A 17,729-nucleotide genomic window follows, 5' to 3' on the forward strand; every position below is an offset into this window, starting at 1 on the left:
CTGACGTATCAAATTAACCGCTTCGCGTTTAAACTCTTCGCTGTACTTCTTTCGTTTTGCCATGACACTCCTCCTGCCCCATTTTGAGGCTTTTTTGAAGTGTCCGCATTAACGGGGTAGAACCCCGTCCATCAAAGGCCACTCAGTTTAAGTTATTGAATTTGAACTATTTGTTCACAAAGGTCATTGGGATTACATTCCCGCCGTCCTTGAGCGCATCGAGGTAGTCGGCCCAAGTTTGCAGCATATGATGACGCTCCTGAAGATGCGCCGTTCGATTGTATGCCCGTCCGTTTGTGTCTTTCACTGCATGGGATAATTGGTGATCGATGTAATCGACCCGAATGTGCAATACCTCATCGAGCACGGTCCTGGCCATCGCACGGAAGCCATGTCCACACATTTCGTCCTTGCCATAACCCATCCGCCTAAGCGCTGAGAGTACGGCGTTATTGCTCATAGGGCGGCTCCTGTCATGGGCTCCAGGGAATACATATTTGCCCCCTCCCGTTAATTGATGCAATTCGCTCAGGACTTCGATTGCCTGACTGCATAAGGGAACTATGTGCGGCTCACGGCTTTTCATTTTGGCGGCAGGGATTGTCCAGCGCTTTGTTTCAAAGTCGATGTCTTTCCATTCGGCTGACCTCAGTTCACCAGGGCGAACAAAGGTAAGGGGAGCAATCCTCAGCGCACATTTGGTTACAAAAGATCCTTGGTAACTGTCTATCGATCTCATCAGGCCGCCAATCTGCCTGATATCGGTAATAGCTGCCCTGTGCTTTGTTTCATGGCTCGGAAGGGCGCTTGAGATGTTCAGGGCGGGATTCCGATCCGCAATTTCTTCATTGATGGCAAAGTCGAAAACTTGCCTGATGTTGAAGCCGACCCGCCTAGCGGTTTCAATCGCATTGCGGTCAAGAATACGATTCAGGGTGGCTATCACTTCGGGGCGGGTGATGGTCTTAATGGGCTTCTTGCCTAGCCATGGGAAGACATCACGCTCAAGGCGACTCATGATCTTGGCAGTGTGGCTTTGCGCCCACTTGGTGGACTTCAGAGCCATCCATTTCCGAGCCACGGCCTCAAATGTATTGGCGCTCAAATCGAGCGCAGAGGCTTTCTGGGCCTTTTTATGCTCCCCAGGGTCAATTCCGTTCGCCAACAGCTTTCTGGCCTCATCACGGCGCTCCCTAGCGTCTTTTAGGCTGATTTCTGGGTATGCCCCTAGCGCTAGACGCTTTTCCTTGCCAGCAAAGCGGTATTTGAAGCGCCACAGTTTGCCTCCAGCCGGGGAGATCTCGATGTAAAGTCCTTGAGAGTCCGTGATTCTGTGAGGCTTTGCGCGGGGCTTTGCCCCCCGGATAGCTGAGTCGCTGAGTGCCATTTCCTTCCCCCATCCAAGGTAAATGGGGGCATAGAATCCTCCGGCATTCCCCCATGCCCCCAACTATGCCCCTTGGTAGGGGCAGATTGCAACTGACGAGATAGGATGATATCGGGCAAAGAAAAGGCCGAACCCTATGATTTGAATAGGTAATTCGGCCTGAATCGGATGATAAAAAACGGTATTTTGGTGGCTATGGGTGGACTCGAACCACCGACCCCGGCATTATGAGTGCCGTGCTCTAACCGGCTGAGCTACATAGCCGAAACGTGACAAGGGCGGTATTTTCGCGTTTTTCCGGCCGGGTGTCAATGAATGCGGGCCGCCGGCGATAGGTCAGGTGCTTGAGCCAAGTCAAAACCGGCGGCCGTAAAAGGCGCAAACTGGTCGGGTAGCCCTCCGGAGACCGCCGATGACCGCCCGCCGCCCCGCACCGAAAACCGCCGCCCGCAAGGCCGCCGTCGCCAAGAAAGCTGTGCGCGCCAAATCCGGCGCGCGCACCACCACGGCTCTGGCGGCCGCCTTGGCGCAGGCCGATGCCGAGAAACGGGCCGCCGGCAATGCGCCGGCGCCTTTGCCGCCACTGGGCGTGTCGCCGGGCGATCTGGGCGTGTCGGAGGATTCGGCGCGGCGCATGGCGCAGTTGCCGAAAACCGGCGAGGACAGCGCCGCCGCGCCCTTGCCGGACAGCTATCCGTACCGGATCCGGATGCAACGCAAGGAATACGAGGCCGAGAAGAAGAAGCTGCAGATCGAGCTGCTGAAGGTGCAGAGTTGGGTCAAGGATACCGGCCAACGCATCGTGCTGCTGTTCGAGGGCCGCGATGCGGCCGGCAAGGGCGGCGCCATCAAGCGCTTCACCGAACACCTGAATCCGCGCGGTGCGCGCGTGGTGGCGCTGGAGAAGCCGACCCAGCAGGAAGTGGGGCAGTGGTATCTGCAGCGCTACACCCAGCATCTGCCGACCTACGGCGAGCTGGTGTTCTTCGACCGCAGCTGGTACAACCGCGCCGGCGTCGAGCGGGTGATGGGCTTCTGTTCGTCCGCCGAGTACCTGGAATTCCTGCGCGAGGCGCCGGAGTTCGAGCGCATGCTGGTGCGCAGCGGCATCCGGCTGTACAAGTTCTGGTTCTCGGTCAGCCGCGACGAGCAGCTGCGACGCTTCAATTCGCGCCGCAGCGACCCGCTCAAGCACTGGAAGCTGTCGCCGATCGACATCCAGTCGCTCGACAAGTGGGACGCCTACACCGAAGCCAAGGAGGCGATGTTCTTCCACACCGACACCGCCGACTCGCCGTGGATCGTGGTCAAGTCCGACGACAAGAAGCGCGCCCGCATCAACGTGATGCGGCACTTCTTAAGCACGCTGTCGTATCCGGACAAGGATCCGGCAGTGGCCTGTCCGGCCGATCCGCGCATCGTCGGAACCGCCGCCGACGTGCTCGCCAACAGCGGCCAATAGCCCTTGTGCACGGCCGCGCTTGTGCGCGGCCGGTGCCTGTGGCAGTCTTATGGGCAGTAGAATTTTCTGGAGTTCCGGCCGTGATAGATCCGGACGGTTACCGCCCCAACGTCGGCATCATCCTGATGCGCGACGACGGCTCGGTGTTTTGGGCCCGCCGCATCAGCCGTGACGGTTGGCAGTTCCCGCAGGGCGGGATGAACACCGACGAAACGCCGATCGAGGCCATGTACCGCGAGCTGGCCGAGGAGACCGGCCTGCAGTCGCATCACGTCGAGGTGCTGGGCGCTACGCCCGGCTGGTTGCGCTACCGGTTGCCCGCGCGCAGCGTGCGCAGCCATACCAAGCCGGTGTGCATCGGCCAGAAGCAGGTCTGGTTCCTGCTGCAGCTCAAGACCGACGACAGCGCCGTACGCCTGGACGCCACCGATTCGCCCGAATTCGACGCGTTCCGCTGGGTCGATTTCTGGTATCCCGGCGAAAACGTGGTGCATTTCAAGCGCGAGGTGTATGTGCGCGCGCTGCAGCTGCTGTCGCCGATGGCGCGCAGCCTGGCCGGCGAGTCCAAGGTGCCGGCGCATGTCGGCGAACAGCTGGTGCGGCGCCTGGATGAACGCCGGCGCGAACAGGGCGGCCCGCGCCGGTCGCGTCAGGACCGCAAGCCGGCCTGATCAGGCCAGCAAGCCGGCGAGCGCCGCCTGCACGCGGTCGAACTCGGCCGTCAGGGCGTCGACTTCGGCAGCCGGTCCGGCCAGCTCGCCGGAGCGTGCGCTCTTCTCCATGCGCTTGGCGATGTCCGAGACCTGCAAGGCGCCCAGGTTGGCGCTCGAGGACTTCAGCGTGTGCGCCGGGGTGACCAGCGCCGCGCTGTCTTCCGCGGAAATCGCGGATCGGATCTGCGTGAGCAGTTTCGGGCTGTCTTCCAGATAGATGCGGATCAGCTCCCGGTAGCCGCTGCCCATCATTTCCTGCAGGTCCTGCACGATCTCCATGTCCAGCGCCGGCTTGCCGCGGTCGGCGCCATCCTGCCGCGCGGGCTCCGGGGCCGCCGCCGCGGCTGCCGGCAGGCGCGCTTCGGATACCTCCGCGCCGCCGCCGGCGTCGCGCGCGCGATCCAGCCACTTCAGCATGGTCTGCAGCAGCAGCTTGCGGTCGACCGGTTTCGAGAGGTAATCGTCCATGCCCGAATCGAGGCATTTCTGCCGGTCTTCGGCCATGGCGTTGGCGGTCATCGCGATGATCGGCAGGCGCGGCAGTCCGCGCTCGGCTTCGATCGCGCGCCAGGCCCGGGTGGCGAGGTAGCCGTCCATCACCGGCATCTGGCAGTCCATCAGCACCAGGTCGAAGCGTTGCTGGCGCAACAGCTCGAGCGCCGCCTCGCCGTTCTCGGCGCTGGTGCAGTCGAAGTTGGACAGTTGGATCAGGCGTTGCGCCACCAGCAGATTGACCGGATTGTCCTCGACCAGCAGCACCATGCCGTGCGATTTGCCGGCGGTGAACAGCCGGTCCGGCGCCAGGATGTTCACGCTCGGCTCCGACTCCCGTCCGGCCCCGCCGCGCAGCTCGCCGGCGGTGGCCGCCAGCAGTCTGTTGAACTCGCCGAGCAGGCTGGCGATGTCGGCGTTGCGCGCGATCACGCGCCGGCGCGGATCCTTGCCCAGCTCCAACGGCGCCGCCTCCGGGTTGTGCAGCATGGCCACGCGCAGACGCTCGAATTCCGGGTTGGCCAGCATCGCCTTCTGCAGCTGGATCGCGCTCTGCCGTCCGGAGTTGACGTCGACCACCAGCAGGTCGATGTCGGATTCGCCGCCGGGCGCCACCGATTCCTTCAGCAGGCGCTGGGCTTCGAACACCGTGCTGGCGACGGTCAGCACCGCGCCGCCGGCGCCGCCGGCCTTCTCGAAACGGTTGGCTAGGATCGGGTCGCTGGAGAACAGCAGGATGCGCGCGTTCTTCAGGTCGGATGCCATGCCGTGGCTGTCGCCGACCGCTTTCAGCATCGGCACCTCGAACCAGAAGGTCGAACCGTGGCCGGGCTGCGAATCGACCCCGATCTGGCCCGACATCAGGTCGATGATGCGCTTGCAGATCACCAGACCCAGGCCGGTGCCGCCGTACAGGCGCGTGGTCGAGGCGTCGGCCTGGCTGAAGGCCTTGAACAGGCCGCCGGCGTTCTCCGGTGCGATGCCGATGCCGGTGTCCTTGACCTCGAAACGCAGCACATGGTGCTGGCGGGTTTCCGATTTCGGCTTGACCGAAAGCGTCACCGAGCCTTTGGCGGTGAATTTTATGGCGTTGCCGAGCAGGTTGCTGAGCACCTGCCGCAACCGGACCGGATCGCCGCGCAGGGCCAGGCGCAGGCCCGGGTCAAGGTTGACGTGGATGGCGATGCGCTTGGCCTCGGCCTGGCTCTGGAACATCTGCACCACCGAGTTGACCACGTCGCGGATGTTCAGGCCGGTGGTCTCCAGTTGCAGCTTGTTGGCTTCCAGCTTGGAGTAATCGAGGATGTCGTCGACGATGCGCTTCATCTGGTCGGCCGAGCTGCGCGCGGTGGCCAGGATGTCGGCCTGGTCCTTTTCCAGCCGGGAGTTGGCCAACAGGTCGAGCATCGGGATGATGCCGTTCAGCGGCGTGCGGATTTCATGGCTCATGGTGGCCAGGAACTCGCTCTTGGCCATCGCCGCCGATTCCGCGGCCAGCTTCGACTTCTTCAGCTCGATTTCCAGGCTCTTCTGCTTCTCCAGCTCGGAGCGCAACCCGGACACTTCCTGGATGTGGCGCTGCACGCTGGCCTCGCTCTGCACCGGTTCGCGGTTGCGGTCGATGCGATGCCAGAGCGCGGCGATGCAGGATACGGCCAGCAGCGAGGACACGATCGAGACGTTCAGCCAGATCGCGTTGTTGAGCCACAGGCTGATGCCGGACGTGAGGGCGGCGCCGCTGGCGGAAGCCAGCGCCAGCCAGCGCACCAGCACGTTCTGTTTCGGCATCGCGCCGTCCTCCCCCTCGCGCAGCACTCAGAGCACCGACTGGTCGAAGCCGAATTCAAGGCTGGCACTGGCCGAGTGCACCAGATTGCCCTGGATGAAGTCGATGCCGCTCATCCACAGCGTGGCCGCGCTCTGCGCGTCTTCGATGCAGTGGCCGATGACCTCGACGCCGCGGCGGTGGGCGCCGTCGGCCAACGCCTTGATCTGGTCGCGGACTTCCTGGCGGGCCAGGTCCGAGGTCAGGCGGTCGGCCAGTTTGACGTAGCTGATCGGCAGGCTTTCGAGCAGGTCGGCATCGTCGTTGCGCGGGTTGTAGCGGCTCAGGCAGAACTGCACGCCGTCGTAGATCAGGCCCTGGCAGAACTCGCGGATCGACTGCTGGTTGAGCAGGGCGTCGTTGTGGTTGATCTCGATCACCAGGCTGTTCTGCGGGATGCTGTGCGCCTTCAGCAGGTTCTTCAGCCAGGCCGACTGGCCCTCGTCGAGCAGGGTGACGCTGGATTGGTTGACGAACAGCTTGATCGGATCGCCGCCGGCCTGGCGTTCGGCCAGGGTCGACACCGCTTTGGCCAGAGACCAGCGGTCGACGGTCACGATCAGGTCGCTGCGCTCGGCGATCGGAATGAATTCCGCCGCCGGCACCAGGTTGCCCTCGTCGTCGCGCATGCGCAGCAGGGTCTGAAACTGCTTCTCGGAACCGCCGGCCACGGCCACGATCGGCTGGTAGATGTGTGACAGGCAGTCGTTGTGGCCGGCATCGGCCATCAGCCGGATCAGCGCTTCCTCGCGCAGCACCTCGGAGCTCGACTGCGGGGTGAACACGGCCACGCCGGACGGCTCGCCGCGGGCCTGGCGCGCGATGCGCTCGCCGGCGTTGATCAGGATGCCGGTGCTGCCTTTGGCATGCGACAGGCGGCAGACGCCGATCTGCAGGCGGAACTCCACGCTCTGGCCCTTGATCTCGAACTTCTGCGCCATCACGCGCCGGCGCAGGTCCTCGGCGTAGGCGGTCAGCGCCGCGTCGCCGCAGTCGCCCTGGTACAGCAGGGTATAGGAGGCGTCGCCGAAGCGCGCCACCGGCCGCGGATCGCAGGCTTGGGCCAGGAACGCGGAGAACTCCTGCATCAGGCTCTCCAGCTCGCTCAGGCCGAGGCGGTCCTTCAGCAGGTTCATGCCGTTGATCTCGATGAACAGCAGGGCCTGGTCCTCGGCGCCGATGCGGGCCTCGAGCAGCTTCAGCATGTCGCTTCGGCGGATCAGGCCGCTGTCGTGCGGCGCCTGCTCGCCGCCGCCCTGCAGGGCGCGGTGGCGCTTGATGCGGTTCTGAACGGCCGCGATCAGGCGCCGCGGGCGGATCGGCTTCTCCAGGAAGTCGTCGCCGCCGGCCTCGAGCGCGTCCATCTGGCGGTCCTCGTCGGACTCGCCCGACAGGAACACGATCGGGATGTTGCGGAATTCACTGGATTGCCGCAGCAGTCCGGTCAGCTCGATGCCGCTGGCGCCCGGCATGTTCAGGTCCATCAGGATCAGGTCGGGTTTGAACGACTTGACGGTCGGCAGCAGGTTCACCGCGTCCAGCAGCACCTTGGTGCCGATTTCGGCGTTGCGCAGGATGCCTTCGGCGAACATCGCCTGCGAGCGGTCGTCCTCGACGATCAGCACGCGGTAGCGGTCGCTCTTGCCGAAACGCAGGATCTGGTCGATGCGGGCGATGATGCCGCGCGCGTCGGCGCTGCCGCTGATCAGCGCGTCCATCATCGCGAAGCGCTCGGTGGCGGTTCCGGCGTCGATGTCGGCCGGGAGGATCTGCACCGCGGTCAGGTATTTCGGATTCTGCCGCCGGTAGCCGGCGATCAGCGTGCCGATCTTGTCGATGCGGTCGGCGAATTCGGCGTCGACCAGCAGCAGGTCGGCCGGCAGCGCCTGCAACAGCTCGGCCAGGTCGTCCTCGTTGTCGAGCAACTCCAGGTTCAGGCCGGCTTGGTCCAGCAGTTGATCCACTTCCAGCGACAGCGGGCCGTTGCCGGTCAGGTGGTAGATGCGCTGGTATTGGAATCGGGCTTCGCCGTCGCCGTTGCCCGGCTTGCGGCTGGAGGTATCGTTCATGCGGGCCATCCTTGCTGGCGGTTCGTTCTGGATCGGGTCCGGCGCAGGGCCGGGTCCGGCGGGAAGTGCGGGGGCTTCGGCGCCGTCCGACCATCGACGCCAGTAGGCCAGTGGCGGGGTTTCGAAGCGTTGCTCGGCGCTGGCCTGCAACGGAGCGGCCTGTACCAGGCCGTCGACGGCATCGGGCGCCGCCGGCGCGTCGGCCGACCGGTGCAACACCACGCGTCCGGCCAGATCCTGCAGTTCGTCGCGCTCGTCCGGCCCGGGCAGCCGGTTGCCGGCCACGCAACCGTCGAGCACGGCCTCGATGGCGCCCAATGCGCCCAGGCCGGCGGCATCGGACGCGCCGGCCGCCATCGCCGCGCGCACGTCGTGGCGCAGCTGCCAGACCGCGTTGATGTCCCAGTGCGACCCGCAATAGCCGGTGATGCGCGCGGCAAGGCCGCGCATATCCGGATTGTCTCGGGCGGTGGGCACTGCATTCATCGGATGTTCGCCATGTCCTCGTGTTCCGTTCGGCGCCGTGTGTCCGATGCCGTTGCGGGCGCGTCCGGATTAGCGGCTATTATGCACCCAAGCCGTGGGCCTGTCAGCCGGCGGTGGCCGCGGCGAACCGGCTATAATGAGGCTCAAGCCTGCGCCCGGAGAACCTGCCATGGCTGTGCAGAACAGAGACCTGCCCCGCTTCGCGATCGTCAGCCACAAGCCCTACCTCAAGCGCGCGCTGTTGGCGGCGGCGGTGCTGTGGCTGGTGTTGGCGGCGGCCTGGGTCTGGCTGTTCTGGCGCGGGCAGCATACCGATGCCGGACGCCTGCGCACCGAGTTGGGCGCGGCGCGCGGCCAGCTCGCCGAGGCCCGAGACGACATCGAAACGCTGAAGCAGAGGCTGGCCAACGCCGAACGCGCCGAGTTCATCTCGCGCAGCGCCAATAACCAGGTGCAGGACAGCCTGGCCGAGAAGGAAGAGCAGATCGCCGGGCTGAAGGCCGATCTCGATTTCTACGAGCGCCTGGTCGGCGCCGGAGGCCGCCGACACGGCCTGAGCGTGCACAACGCCGAATTCGAGGCCACCGCCGCCGGTGCCTGGCGCTACACGGTCACCCTGACCCAGAACATCAACCGCGGCGGCATCACCAGCGGATTGATGCGCTTCAGCATCGAAGGCGTGCAGGCCGGCAAGCTCAAGCGCCTGGATTGGGGCGCCCTGGTCAACAGTCCGGGATCGACCGGGCAGAAATTCGCCTTCCGCTACTTCCAGCAGCTGGAAGGCACCATCCTGCTGCCGGCCGGCTTCACGCCGCAGCGGGTCAAGGTCAGCGTCAACGGCAGTGCCGGCGCGCGCGAGCAGGCCTTCGACTGGAATCCGGTCAAGCCGCCCGCCGCCCTGCCTGTGCAATGATCCACACGCAATCCATTCAGGGGAATACGACACGATGTTGGGAAGCAAGAAAAACAAACTCTCGGCCAACGGCACGGACCGGATCGAAACGCTGATCGGGCCGCAGGTGGTCATCCGCGGCGACCTGCAGTTTTCCGGCGGCCTGTACATCGAGGGCAAGGTGTACGGCAAGGTCATCGCCGGCGAAGGCGCCGATTCGCTGCTGACGCTGGCGCCCGGCGGCCTGATCGAGGGCGCCATCCAGGCCCCGAAGGCGGTCATCTCCGGCCAGCTGTTGGGCGATCTGCACAGTAGCGAACGGGTTGAATTGACCGAAACCGCCCGCATCCAGGGTAATGTGCACTACCGTCTGCTGGAGATCACCGCCGGCGCCGCCGTCAGCGGCCAGTTGATCCACGATCAGGCGGTCTGAACCCGACCCGAGACCATGCCATGAGCGAACCGACCTACCAGACCGTTGCCGCCCCGCTGAACCTGACCGCCGCCGCCGCGGCCAAGGTCGCCGGCTTGATCGCCGACGAAGGCAATCCGGCGCTGAAGCTGCGCGTGTACATCACCGGCGGCGGCTGCTCCGGCTTCCAGTACGGCTTCAGCTTCGACGAACAGCGCGAGGACGACGATCTGGCGGTCGAGCGCGACGGCGTCACGCTGATCGTCGATCCGCTCAGCCTGCAGTACCTGAACGGCGCCGAGGTCGACTACCGCGAGAGCCTGCAGGGCGCGCAGTTCGTCATCCGCAACCCGAACGCCAAGACCACCTGCGGCTGCGGCAGCAGTTTCTCGGCCTGATGGACCTGTTCGCCTTCCGCCACCCCGGCGTCGACCGCGCCGAGCCCGAACGCGGCGATCCGGCCGTGCTCGACCGGCGTTGGCAGGACGCGCGCGTGTTGGTGCTGAACGAGAAGGGCGAGGCCTGTCGGCATCTCGGCGACGACATCCTGTATCCGGCCGCGCGGGTGTCGTTGCGCCGGCCGGAAGCCGCCACCTATCTCGGCCATCACGAGCAGCAGGCGTATTTCGCGCTGCCGTTGGATCTGGCCGGCTTCACCCCGGCCGAAACGGTCAGCGTGCGCACCGCCGCGGTCGATTGGCCGGCTTGGCAGGCCAGCCTGTTCGCGCAGGCCAAGGCCCTGCTGCACTGGCAGTCGCAGGCCAAGTACTGCGGCCGCTGCGGCGGCTTCACCGACCTCAAGAACGGCGGCTACAGCGCCGCCTGCGGCGCCTGCGGGCTGATCGTGTATCCGCAGACGCACCCGGCCACCATCATGTGCGTCAGCGACGGCGAGCATCTGCTGCTCGGCCGCCAGGCGGCGTGGCCGGAGAAACGCTGGTCGCTGCTGGCCGGCTTCGTCGAGCCCGGCGAAAGCCCGGAGCAGACCGCGTTGCGCGAGGTCTGGGAGGAATCCGGCGTGCGCGGCGAACGCACCCGTTATGTGGCCTCGCAACCCTGGCCGATGCCGATGGCGCTGATGCTCGGTTACGACGTGTATGCGCCGATGCAGCCGATTCAAATCAGTGATGAGCTGCAGGCCGCGCGCTGGTTGTCGCGCGCCGAACTGCGCGCGCTGATCGACGCCGGCGAACTGCAGCTGCCGGATACGTTGTCGATTTCCCGCTACCTGATCGAGCGCTGGCTCGAGGCCGGGCCCGGGATACGGGATTTTTGGCATACTAAGCCCTGATTCCGGAGGGGACGACCCATGACCTGGACCGTGATGGCGGTGGTGGCGGCTTTGCTGATCGGCCACGCCGTGCCGCAGGTGAGCCGTTGGCGGGATTTCGGCTGGTTCGAGCGTTGGCTGGAGTTCGTCTGCCAGCAGGACGCGGTCAAGTCCGCCCGCAAGGGCTACCTCGGCCTGCTGCTCGGCATCGCGCTGCCGGCCCTGGTGCTCGGTCTTTCGGTATTTTTGCTATCGAAGGTGTCCGGCCTGTTCGCGTTCCTGATCGCGCTCGCCGCCCTGCTGTACACCTGGGGTCCGCGCGACCTCGATCTCGACGTCAACGCCGTGCTCGACGCCGCCGACCTGGATGCCAAGGAGCAGGCGGCCAAAGCCCTGTACGAAGAAGGCCAAGCGGTTTCGCTGGATGGTCCGGTGGCGGTGGCCGCGGTGTTCGAGAACGCGTTGACGCGCTGGTTCGCGGTGCTGTTCTGGTTCCTGCTGCTCGGCCCGGCCGGCGCGCTGGCGTACCGCCTGCTGTATCTGTTGGTGCACCACAAACACGAGATGCTGTTGCCCGACGCCGTGCGCGATGCGGCCGGCAAGACCCTGAACGCCGTGCATTGCCCGCCGGCGCATCTGATGGCGTTCTCGATGGCGCTGGCCGCCAACTTCGACAAGGTCGTGCAGGTCTGGCGCGAATGGTACGCCAACGGCGGCCTGCGCGCCGATTACGCGTTCCTGGCCGCCGCCGCCAACGCCAGCGTGGCCTCGGAATTGGCCGACGAGGAAGCCGATGCCGTCGACGGGCCGTCTTCCGGTCCGGCCTTGCTCGAGCTGCGCGACGCGGTGAGTCTGGCTTGGCGCATGCTGCTGCTATGGCTGGCGCTGCTGGCGGTGTTCGTGCTGGCCGGTTTGGTCAACTGAGCACATGGACCGGCGTCGGCTGAAGGAGGCACAACGCCGCTTCCTGCTGCGTTATCCCGCCGGCTTCCCCGATCCGGAGCTGCGCACGATCGGCATGAAGCATTCGGTGGCCAAACGCAGCGCGTTCGCGCAGGAGGCCTTCGCCGAAGCGCGGTTCGCCCGCCCGCAGCAGATCGTCGACAGCGCGGTCACCCTGATCGGCCAGTCGTCGGTGGTGTCGTTGTTCGAGAAACCGGCGTTCCGCAATTATCTGCGCGCGCTCGACAGCGACGGCCGGCAGGCCTTCGCCGATGCCCTGCACGCCTTGCTGCACGGCGACCAGGCCGCCGGCTTCGAAGACCTGGTGCGCCTGTTGGCGCGCGGCAAGATCGCGAAGTGGCCGATCATCACCGCGCTGCTGCTGTACTACCGTCCGCAGGACGAGGTGTTCATCAAGCCGACCACCGCCAAGCGCGTGATCGCCTATTTCGGACTGACCGGTTTGGATTACCGGCCGCGGCCGGATTTCGCGTTCTACGCCCGCTACCGCGACTGCCTACGTGAAATACGGGCGCTGCTGCCGCCTGAGCTGGCGCCGGACAACGCGGCGCTGTCCGGTTTCCTGATGATGAGCCTGCCGGAAGCCTGAGCGTTCAGGCCCACTCGCCGCGCATCGCCTTCACTTTCTCTTCCAGTTCCGTGGCCGTGGCCATGGCGCCGGCCACCGGCGGCTCGGCCAGGATGGTGACGTGCGCGCGCAGGCGGCTGGGCAGGCGCAGGGTGTTCAGCAGGCCGCTACGGCTGAAGATGCTGGCCCACATGCCGCGGATCGCCATCGGCACCACCGGTACCGGCCGCGCGGCCAGGATGCGCTCCATGCCGGGCTTGAACGGGCCGATCTCGCCGTCCGGCGTCAGCCGGCCTTCGGGGAATATGCAGACCAGCTCGCCGTCGGCCAGGGCTTGCTCGGCTTCAGCGAAGGCGCGCTCCATGATTTCCGGATCCTCGTGCCGGCCAGCGATGGGGATGGCTTTGGCGGCCTTGAACGCCCAGCGCGCGAACGGCGTGTTGAAGATGCGGTAGTACATCACGAAGCGGATCGGACGCGGCACCGCGCTCGACAGCAGCAGGGCGTCCATGTAGCTGACGTGGTTGCAGACCAGCAGCGCCGGGCCCTCGTCCGGCACGTGCCGTTCCACGCCGTGCACTTCCACGCGGTACATGACGCGGATGTAGATCCAGGCCAGGAAGCGCAGGAAGAACTCCGGCACCAGCACCAGCAGATAGGCCAGCGCGGCCAGGTTGAGAACGGCCAGCAGCAGGAAGATCTGCGGGATGTTGAAGCCGGCGAAGCGCTGCAGCGCGATGCCGGTGACCGCCGCGCAGACGATGAACGCGGCGTTCTGGATGTTCATGCCGGCAATCACGCGCGACAGGTGGTGCTTCTCGGTGCGGCTCTGGATCAACGCGAACAGCGGCACGATGAAGAAGCCGGCGAACAGGCCGATCAGGGTCAGGTCGGCCATGATGCGGAAGCTGCCGGCCTGCTGCCAGAACTGCGCCAGGGTGATGCCGGTCTCCGGCGCCAGACCCGGCCGCGCGAAGTACAGGTCGGCGCAGAACACGCTCATGCCGAGCGCGCCGAACGGCACCAGGCCGATTTCGACCGTGCGCTGCGAGAGCTTTTCGCACCAGAGCGAGCCCACGCCGGTGCCGACCGAGAACAGCGCCAGCGCCAGCAGGTTGAGCGACTCGGCGCCGCCCAGATGCAGCTTGGCGTAGTTCGGCAGCTGCGCGCTGAGCAGGGTGCCGACGAACCAGAACCAGCTGACGCCGAATACCGCGCGCCGCACGGTGTTGTCGTGGCGCACCATGCGCAGCACGTGCAGCGATTCGGCCAGGATGTTCGGATTGATCCGCAGTGTTGGCGCGATGGCCGGCGCCGCCGGGATGGCGCGGCTGACCAGATGGCCGGCGATCGCCAGGCCGATCATCGCCGCAGCCGCGGTCTGCGGGCCGTAACCGGGAATCATCAGCAGCGACATGCCGGCGATCATGCCGATCAAAATGGAAATCGACGTGCCCATCTCGACCAGGCCGTTGCCGCCGGTCAGCTCTTCCGGCGCCAGTACCTGCGGCAGGATGGCGTACTTCACCGGGCCGAACAGGGTCGACTGCACGCCGGTCAGGAACAGGCAGAACAGCAGCAGGTTCGGCAGGCCGTACACGAAGCCGAACGCCGCCAGGCTCATGATGCCGATCTCCATGGCGGTGGTGATGCGGATCAGCCTGGCCTTCTCGACCTTCTCGGCGATCTGCCCGGCGGTGGCCGAGAACAGGAAATACGGCAGGATGAACAGCGCCGGCGCCAGATTGGCGTACAGCGTCGACTGTTCGGTGCTCAGGCCCATCTGGTACACCATCAGCGCCAGCATGGCGTTGCGGAACACGTTGTCGTTGAACGCGCCCAGCGCCTGGGTCAGGAAGAACGGCAGGAAGCGGCGCTGCTTCAGCAGCTCGAATTGGGAGTGGGCCATGGGTGCGCGTGCGAGGTGCCAGCGCCCACTATAGCCGACTCAGCCGCGCTCGCGTTCGATGGCGCGCCAGCCGATGTCGGTGCGGTGGAACTCGCCCAGCCAGCTGATTTGATCGGCCAAGGTATAGGCGGCGTTCTGCGCCTCGGCCACGCTGGCGCCGAGCGCGGTGGCGCACAGCACGCGGCCGCCGGCGGTCAGCACTTGGCCGGCCTCCAGCGTGGTGCCGGCATGGAACAGCTTGCTGTCCGGCGGCGCGTCGATGTCCAGGCCGTGGATCACGTCGCCGGTGCGCGGCGTAGCCGGATAATGCTCGGCGGCCATCACCACGCCCAGCGCCGGGCGCGGATCCCAGTGCGCTTCGGTCTCGTGCAGGCGGCCGTCGATGGCGGCCTCGATCAGCTCGCTCAAGTCGGACTGCAGGCGCATCATCACCGGTTGGGTTTCCGGGTCGCCGAAACGCACGTTGAACTCGATCACCTTCGGCGCGCCGGTGGCATCGATCATCAGCCCGGCGTACAGGAAGCCGGTGAACGGCATGCCGTCCGCGATCATGCCGCGCACGGTCGGTTCGACCACCTCGCGCATCACCCGCGCGTGCACGTCCGGCGTCACCACCGGGGCCGGCGAGTACGCGCCCATGCCGCCGGTGTTCGGGCCGCTGTCGCCGTCGCCCACGCGCTTGTGGTCCTGGCTGGTGGCCATCGGCAGCGCGGTGCGGCCGTCCACCATCGAGATGAAGCTGGCCTCTTCGCCGGTCAGGAACTCCTCGATCACCACGCGCGCGCCGGCCTCGCCGAACTGGTTGTTGCCGAGCATGTCGGTGATCGCGGCCTTGGCTTCGGCCAGCGTCATCGCCACCACCACGCCCTTGCCGGCGGCCAGACCGTCGGCCTTGATCACGATCGGCGCGCCGACGTGCTCGACGTGCGCCAGCGCCTCGGCTTCGTCCTCGAACACCGCGTAATGCGCGGTCGGGATGCCGTGGCGGGCCAGGAAATCCTTGGCGAAGGCCTTGCTGCCTTCCAGTTGCGCGGCGGCGCGGCGCGGTCCGAAGATGCGCAGGCCGTGTTCCCGGAACAGGTCGACCACGCCCAGCACCAGCGGCGCCTCCGGACCGACCAGGGTGAACGCCACGCCTTCGTCGCGCGCCAACGCCAGCAGCCCGTCGATGTCGCTGGCGGATACGGCCGCGTTGCGGCATTTGTCCTCGCGCGCGGTGCCGGCATTGCCGGGCGCGACGATCACTTCGGTGACGCGCTTTGATTGCGCCAGGCGCCAGGCCAGGGCGTGCTCGCGGCCGCCGGATCCGATGACGAGGACTTTCATGGGCGTGACCTCAGTGCTTGAAATGGCGGCGGCCGGTGAACACCATGGCGATGCCGTGCTCGTTGGCGGCGTCGATCACCTCGCCGTCGCGCATCGAGCCGCCGGGTTGGATGATGGCGCTGATGCCGGACGCGGCGGCGGTGTCGATGCCGTCGCGGAACGGGAAGAATGCGTCGGAGGCCATCACCGCGCCGGGCACCGCCAGGCCGGCGTCGCCGGCCTTGATGCCGGCGATGCGGGCGCTGATCACCCGGCTCATCTGGCCGGCGCCGATGCCGACGGTGCGGCCGTCCTTGGCGAACACGATGGCGTTCGATTTCACGTACATCGCCACCTTCCAGGCGAACAGAAGATCCTCCAGCTGTTCCACGCTCGGCTGCACGTCGCTCACCGTCTTCAGGTCCTTGAGCGTCAGCGCGTCGGTGTCGACGTCCTGCGCCAGCAGGCCGCCGGCCACGCGTTTGTAGTCGCGCGTGCCGCGGTGGCCGTCGAGCGCGCCGCAGTCCAGCACGCGCACGTTCGGTTTCTTGGCGAAGGCGGCCAGCGCCTCGGCGCTGATGCCCGGGGCGATCACCACTTCCACGAACTGGCGGGCGGCGATGGTCTCCGCGGTCTTGCCGTCGAGCGGGCGGTTGAAGGCGATGATGCCGCCGAAGGCCGAGGTCGGGTCGGTGGCGAAGGCGCGGTCGTAGGCGTCGCCGATGTGGCCGGCCACGGCCACGCCGCAGGGATTGGCGTGCTTGACGATGACGCAGGCCGGGGCATCGAAGGCCTTGACGCATTCCAGCGCGGCGTCGGCGTCGGCGATGTTGTTGAACGACAGTTCCTTGCCCTGCATGAAGCGCGCGGTGGCGACGATGCCGCTGCCGGCGCCGGGCTCCACGAACAGCGCGCCGGCCTGGTGCGGATTCTCGCCGTAGCGCAGCGCGCTGCCGAGCGCGAACGCCGGATGCAGGGTGGCCGGCCAGGCTTTCGGCTCGTCCGCGCGTTCGGCGCGCTTGGACAGCCATTCGGCGATCTGGCCGTCGTAGGCGCTGGTGTGCGCGTAGGTCTTCGCCGCCCAGGCGCGGCGCTGCGCCGCATTGCTGCCGCCGGCCTGCAGTGCGGCCAGGAAGCCGTCGTAATCGGCCGGGTCGGTCAGCACGGCCACGCGCTCGTGGTTCTTGGCGGCGGCGCGCAGCATGGCCGGTCCGCCGATGTCGATGTTCTCCACCGCGTCATCGTAGGCGCAGTCGGGTTTGGCCACGGTGGCCGCGAACGGATACAGGTTGACCACCAGCAGGTCGATGGCTTCGATGCCGTGTTCGCGGCTGACCGCGTCGTCGGTGCCGGCGCGCGACAGCAGGCCGCCGTGGATCTTCGGATGCAGGGTCTTGACCCGGCCGTCCATGATTTCCGGAAAGCCGGTGACCTCGGACACGTCGGTCACCGCCAGGCCGGCTTCGCGCAGCGCCTTGGCGGTGCCGCCGGTGGACAGCAGTTGCGCGCCGTGCGCGATCAGTCCGCGGGCCAGGGGCAGCAGCCCGGATTTGTCGGACACCGACAGCAACGCGCGGCGGACGGGAAGGCGGGAATCGGGCATGGCGGCTCTCCAAAGCGAGCGCCAATTATAACCGGCGCGCACTCGAGCGCGCCGCCTCAATCCTCCAGCAGGCGGTATTGCTTGAGCTTTTTGCGCAGCGTGGCGCGGTTCAGGCCGAGAATGCCGGCCGCGCGGCTTTGGTTGCCGCGGCAATGCGCCAACACTTCCTGCAGCAGCGCCGGCTCCACTTCCGCCAGCACGGTGGCGTGCAGGTCGCTCTCGCTGGCGTGGCCCATATCATGCAGGTAACGGCGCACCACGCGCGCGACCACGTCTTTCAGCGGCGGGCTTTTGGCGTCGGGGGCGGCGTTGTGGATCAGGTGCAGCGTGTTCACGCGGAGCTCGTATATTTTTTCTTCCCGGCCGCACAGTC

The 17,729-nt window shown here is 66.4% G+C and carries 14 protein-coding genes, 1 tRNA gene and 1 pseudogene; 8 read left to right on the plus strand and 8 right to left on the minus strand.

What is annotated here, in order from left to right; genetic code table 11:
- Positions 1-166: 166 nt before the first annotated feature.
- The gene (locus tag IEV56_RS09805) at positions 167-1,387 is read right to left on the minus strand and encodes a tyrosine-type recombinase/integrase (protein WP_188450187.1); all 1,221 of its coding nucleotides are present in this window, start codon (positions 1,385-1,387) and stop codon (positions 167-169) included.
- A 187-nt stretch (positions 1,388-1,574) separates the two neighbouring features.
- A tRNA-Met gene (locus IEV56_RS09810) sits at positions 1,575-1,651 on the minus strand.
- 148 nt (positions 1,652-1,799) lie between these two features.
- Here IEV56_RS09810 and ppk2 point away from each other — a divergent pair.
- Positions 1,800-2,849 carry a polyphosphate kinase 2 gene (ppk2, locus tag IEV56_RS09815; protein ID WP_188450188.1) on the plus strand — a complete coding sequence of 350 codons (1,050 nt, stop codon included), beginning with the start codon at positions 1,800-1,802 and terminating at the stop codon, positions 2,847-2,849.
- 80 nt (positions 2,850-2,929) lie between these two features.
- Positions 2,930-3,460: pseudogene (locus IEV56_RS09820) on the plus strand (RNA pyrophosphohydrolase); the annotation flags it as partial.
- Between the two features lie 60 nt (positions 3,461-3,520).
- On the opposite strand, the gene IEV56_RS09825 reads toward IEV56_RS09820, so the two are convergent.
- Positions 3,521-5,869, minus strand: a complete 2,349-nt coding sequence (locus IEV56_RS09825; RefSeq protein ID WP_188450190.1) for an ATP-binding protein — start codon at positions 5,867-5,869, stop codon at positions 3,521-3,523.
- Complete coding sequence (locus IEV56_RS09830) at positions 5,870-8,425, minus strand: EAL domain-containing protein (protein ID WP_188450191.1); 2,556 nt, start codon at positions 8,423-8,425, stop codon at positions 5,870-5,872.
- A 178-nt stretch (positions 8,426-8,603) separates the two neighbouring features.
- On the opposite strand from IEV56_RS09830, the gene IEV56_RS09835 reads away from it, so the two are divergent.
- The 6 genes from IEV56_RS09835 to IEV56_RS09860 are packed head-to-tail and all read left to right on the plus strand — an operon-like array spanning position 8,604 to position 12,560.
- Positions 8,604-9,347, plus strand: a complete 744-nt coding sequence (locus tag IEV56_RS09835; RefSeq protein WP_188450192.1) for a DUF6776 family protein — start codon at positions 8,604-8,606, stop codon at positions 9,345-9,347.
- A 37-nt stretch (positions 9,348-9,384) separates the two neighbouring features.
- Positions 9,385-9,759, plus strand: coding sequence for a bactofilin family protein (locus IEV56_RS09840; protein ID WP_425488576.1), 375 nt, complete (start codon positions 9,385-9,387; stop codon positions 9,757-9,759).
- A gap of 20 nt (positions 9,760-9,779) precedes the next feature.
- Positions 9,780-10,136: an iron-sulfur cluster insertion protein ErpA gene (gene erpA / locus IEV56_RS09845; RefSeq protein ID WP_188450194.1), complete on the plus strand. Its 357-nt coding sequence runs from the start codon at positions 9,780-9,782 to the stop codon at positions 10,134-10,136.
- Positions 10,136-11,029, plus strand: coding sequence for an NAD(+) diphosphatase (nudC, locus tag IEV56_RS09850; protein ID WP_188450195.1), 894 nt, complete (start codon positions 10,136-10,138; stop codon positions 11,027-11,029). The genes erpA and nudC overlap by 1 nt, the downstream gene beginning before the upstream one ends.
- 18 nt (positions 11,030-11,047) lie before the next feature.
- A complete protein-coding gene (locus tag IEV56_RS09855; RefSeq protein ID WP_188450196.1) occupies positions 11,048-11,932 on the plus strand; it encodes a hypothetical protein in 885 nt (294 codons plus the stop codon).
- 4 nt (positions 11,933-11,936) lie between these two features.
- Positions 11,937-12,560, plus strand: coding sequence for a hypothetical protein (locus tag IEV56_RS09860; RefSeq protein WP_188450197.1), 624 nt, complete (start codon positions 11,937-11,939; stop codon positions 12,558-12,560).
- Positions 12,561-12,564: 4 nt separating this feature from the next.
- On the opposite strand, the gene IEV56_RS09865 is transcribed toward IEV56_RS09860, so the two are convergent.
- Genes IEV56_RS09865 through IEV56_RS10645 form a run of 4 tightly spaced genes read right to left on the minus strand, consistent with a single transcriptional unit; the run spans position 12,565 to position 17,691 of the window.
- Positions 12,565-14,448, minus strand: coding sequence for an MFS transporter (locus tag IEV56_RS09865; RefSeq protein ID WP_188450198.1), 1,884 nt, complete (start codon positions 14,446-14,448; stop codon positions 12,565-12,567).
- A 39-nt stretch (positions 14,449-14,487) separates the two neighbouring features.
- Positions 14,488-15,774 carry a phosphoribosylamine--glycine ligase gene (gene purD, locus IEV56_RS09870; RefSeq protein ID WP_188450199.1) on the minus strand — a complete coding sequence of 429 codons (1,287 nt, stop codon included), beginning with the start codon at positions 15,772-15,774 and terminating at the stop codon, positions 14,488-14,490.
- Between the two features lie 10 nt (positions 15,775-15,784).
- A complete protein-coding gene (gene purH, locus IEV56_RS09875) occupies positions 15,785-17,356 on the minus strand; it encodes a bifunctional phosphoribosylaminoimidazolecarboxamide formyltransferase/IMP cyclohydrolase (protein WP_188450200.1) in 1,572 nt (523 codons plus the stop codon).
- 56 nt (positions 17,357-17,412) lie between these two features.
- Positions 17,413-17,691, minus strand: a complete 279-nt coding sequence (locus IEV56_RS10645) for a helix-turn-helix domain-containing protein (RefSeq protein ID WP_229730246.1) — start codon at positions 17,689-17,691, stop codon at positions 17,413-17,415.
- Between the last annotated feature and the right edge of the window lie 38 nt (positions 17,692-17,729).

Source organism: Arenimonas maotaiensis (genome assembly GCF_014638745.1).
GTDB lineage: Bacteria > Pseudomonadota > Gammaproteobacteria > Xanthomonadales > Xanthomonadaceae > Arenimonas > Arenimonas maotaiensis.

Excerpts from the sequence above, each read along its gene's own strand:
- IEV56_RS09805 (WP_188450187.1), bottom strand. The coding sequence starts at position 1,387 with ATGGCACTCAGCGACTCAGCTATCCGGGGGGCAAAGCCCCGCGCAAAG.
- ppk2 (WP_188450188.1), top strand. The coding sequence starts at position 1,800 with ATGACCGCCCGCCGCCCCGCACCGAAAACCGCCGCCCGCAAGGCCGCC.
- IEV56_RS09835 (WP_188450192.1), top strand. The coding sequence starts at position 8,604 with ATGGCTGTGCAGAACAGAGACCTGCCCCGCTTCGCGATCGTCAGCCAC.
- erpA (WP_188450194.1), top strand. The coding sequence starts at position 9,780 with ATGAGCGAACCGACCTACCAGACCGTTGCCGCCCCGCTGAACCTGACC.
- nudC (WP_188450195.1), top strand. The coding sequence starts at position 10,136 with ATGGACCTGTTCGCCTTCCGCCACCCCGGCGTCGACCGCGCCGAGCCC.
- IEV56_RS09855 (WP_188450196.1), top strand. The coding sequence starts at position 11,048 with ATGACCTGGACCGTGATGGCGGTGGTGGCGGCTTTGCTGATCGGCCAC.
- IEV56_RS09860 (WP_188450197.1), top strand. The coding sequence starts at position 11,937 with ATGGACCGGCGTCGGCTGAAGGAGGCACAACGCCGCTTCCTGCTGCGT.
- IEV56_RS09865 (WP_188450198.1), bottom strand. The coding sequence starts at position 14,448 with ATGGCCCACTCCCAATTCGAGCTGCTGAAGCAGCGCCGCTTCCTGCCG.
- purD (WP_188450199.1), bottom strand. The coding sequence starts at position 15,774 with ATGAAAGTCCTCGTCATCGGATCCGGCGGCCGCGAGCACGCCCTGGCC.
- purH (WP_188450200.1), bottom strand. The coding sequence starts at position 17,356 with ATGCCCGATTCCCGCCTTCCCGTCCGCCGCGCGTTGCTGTCGGTGTCC.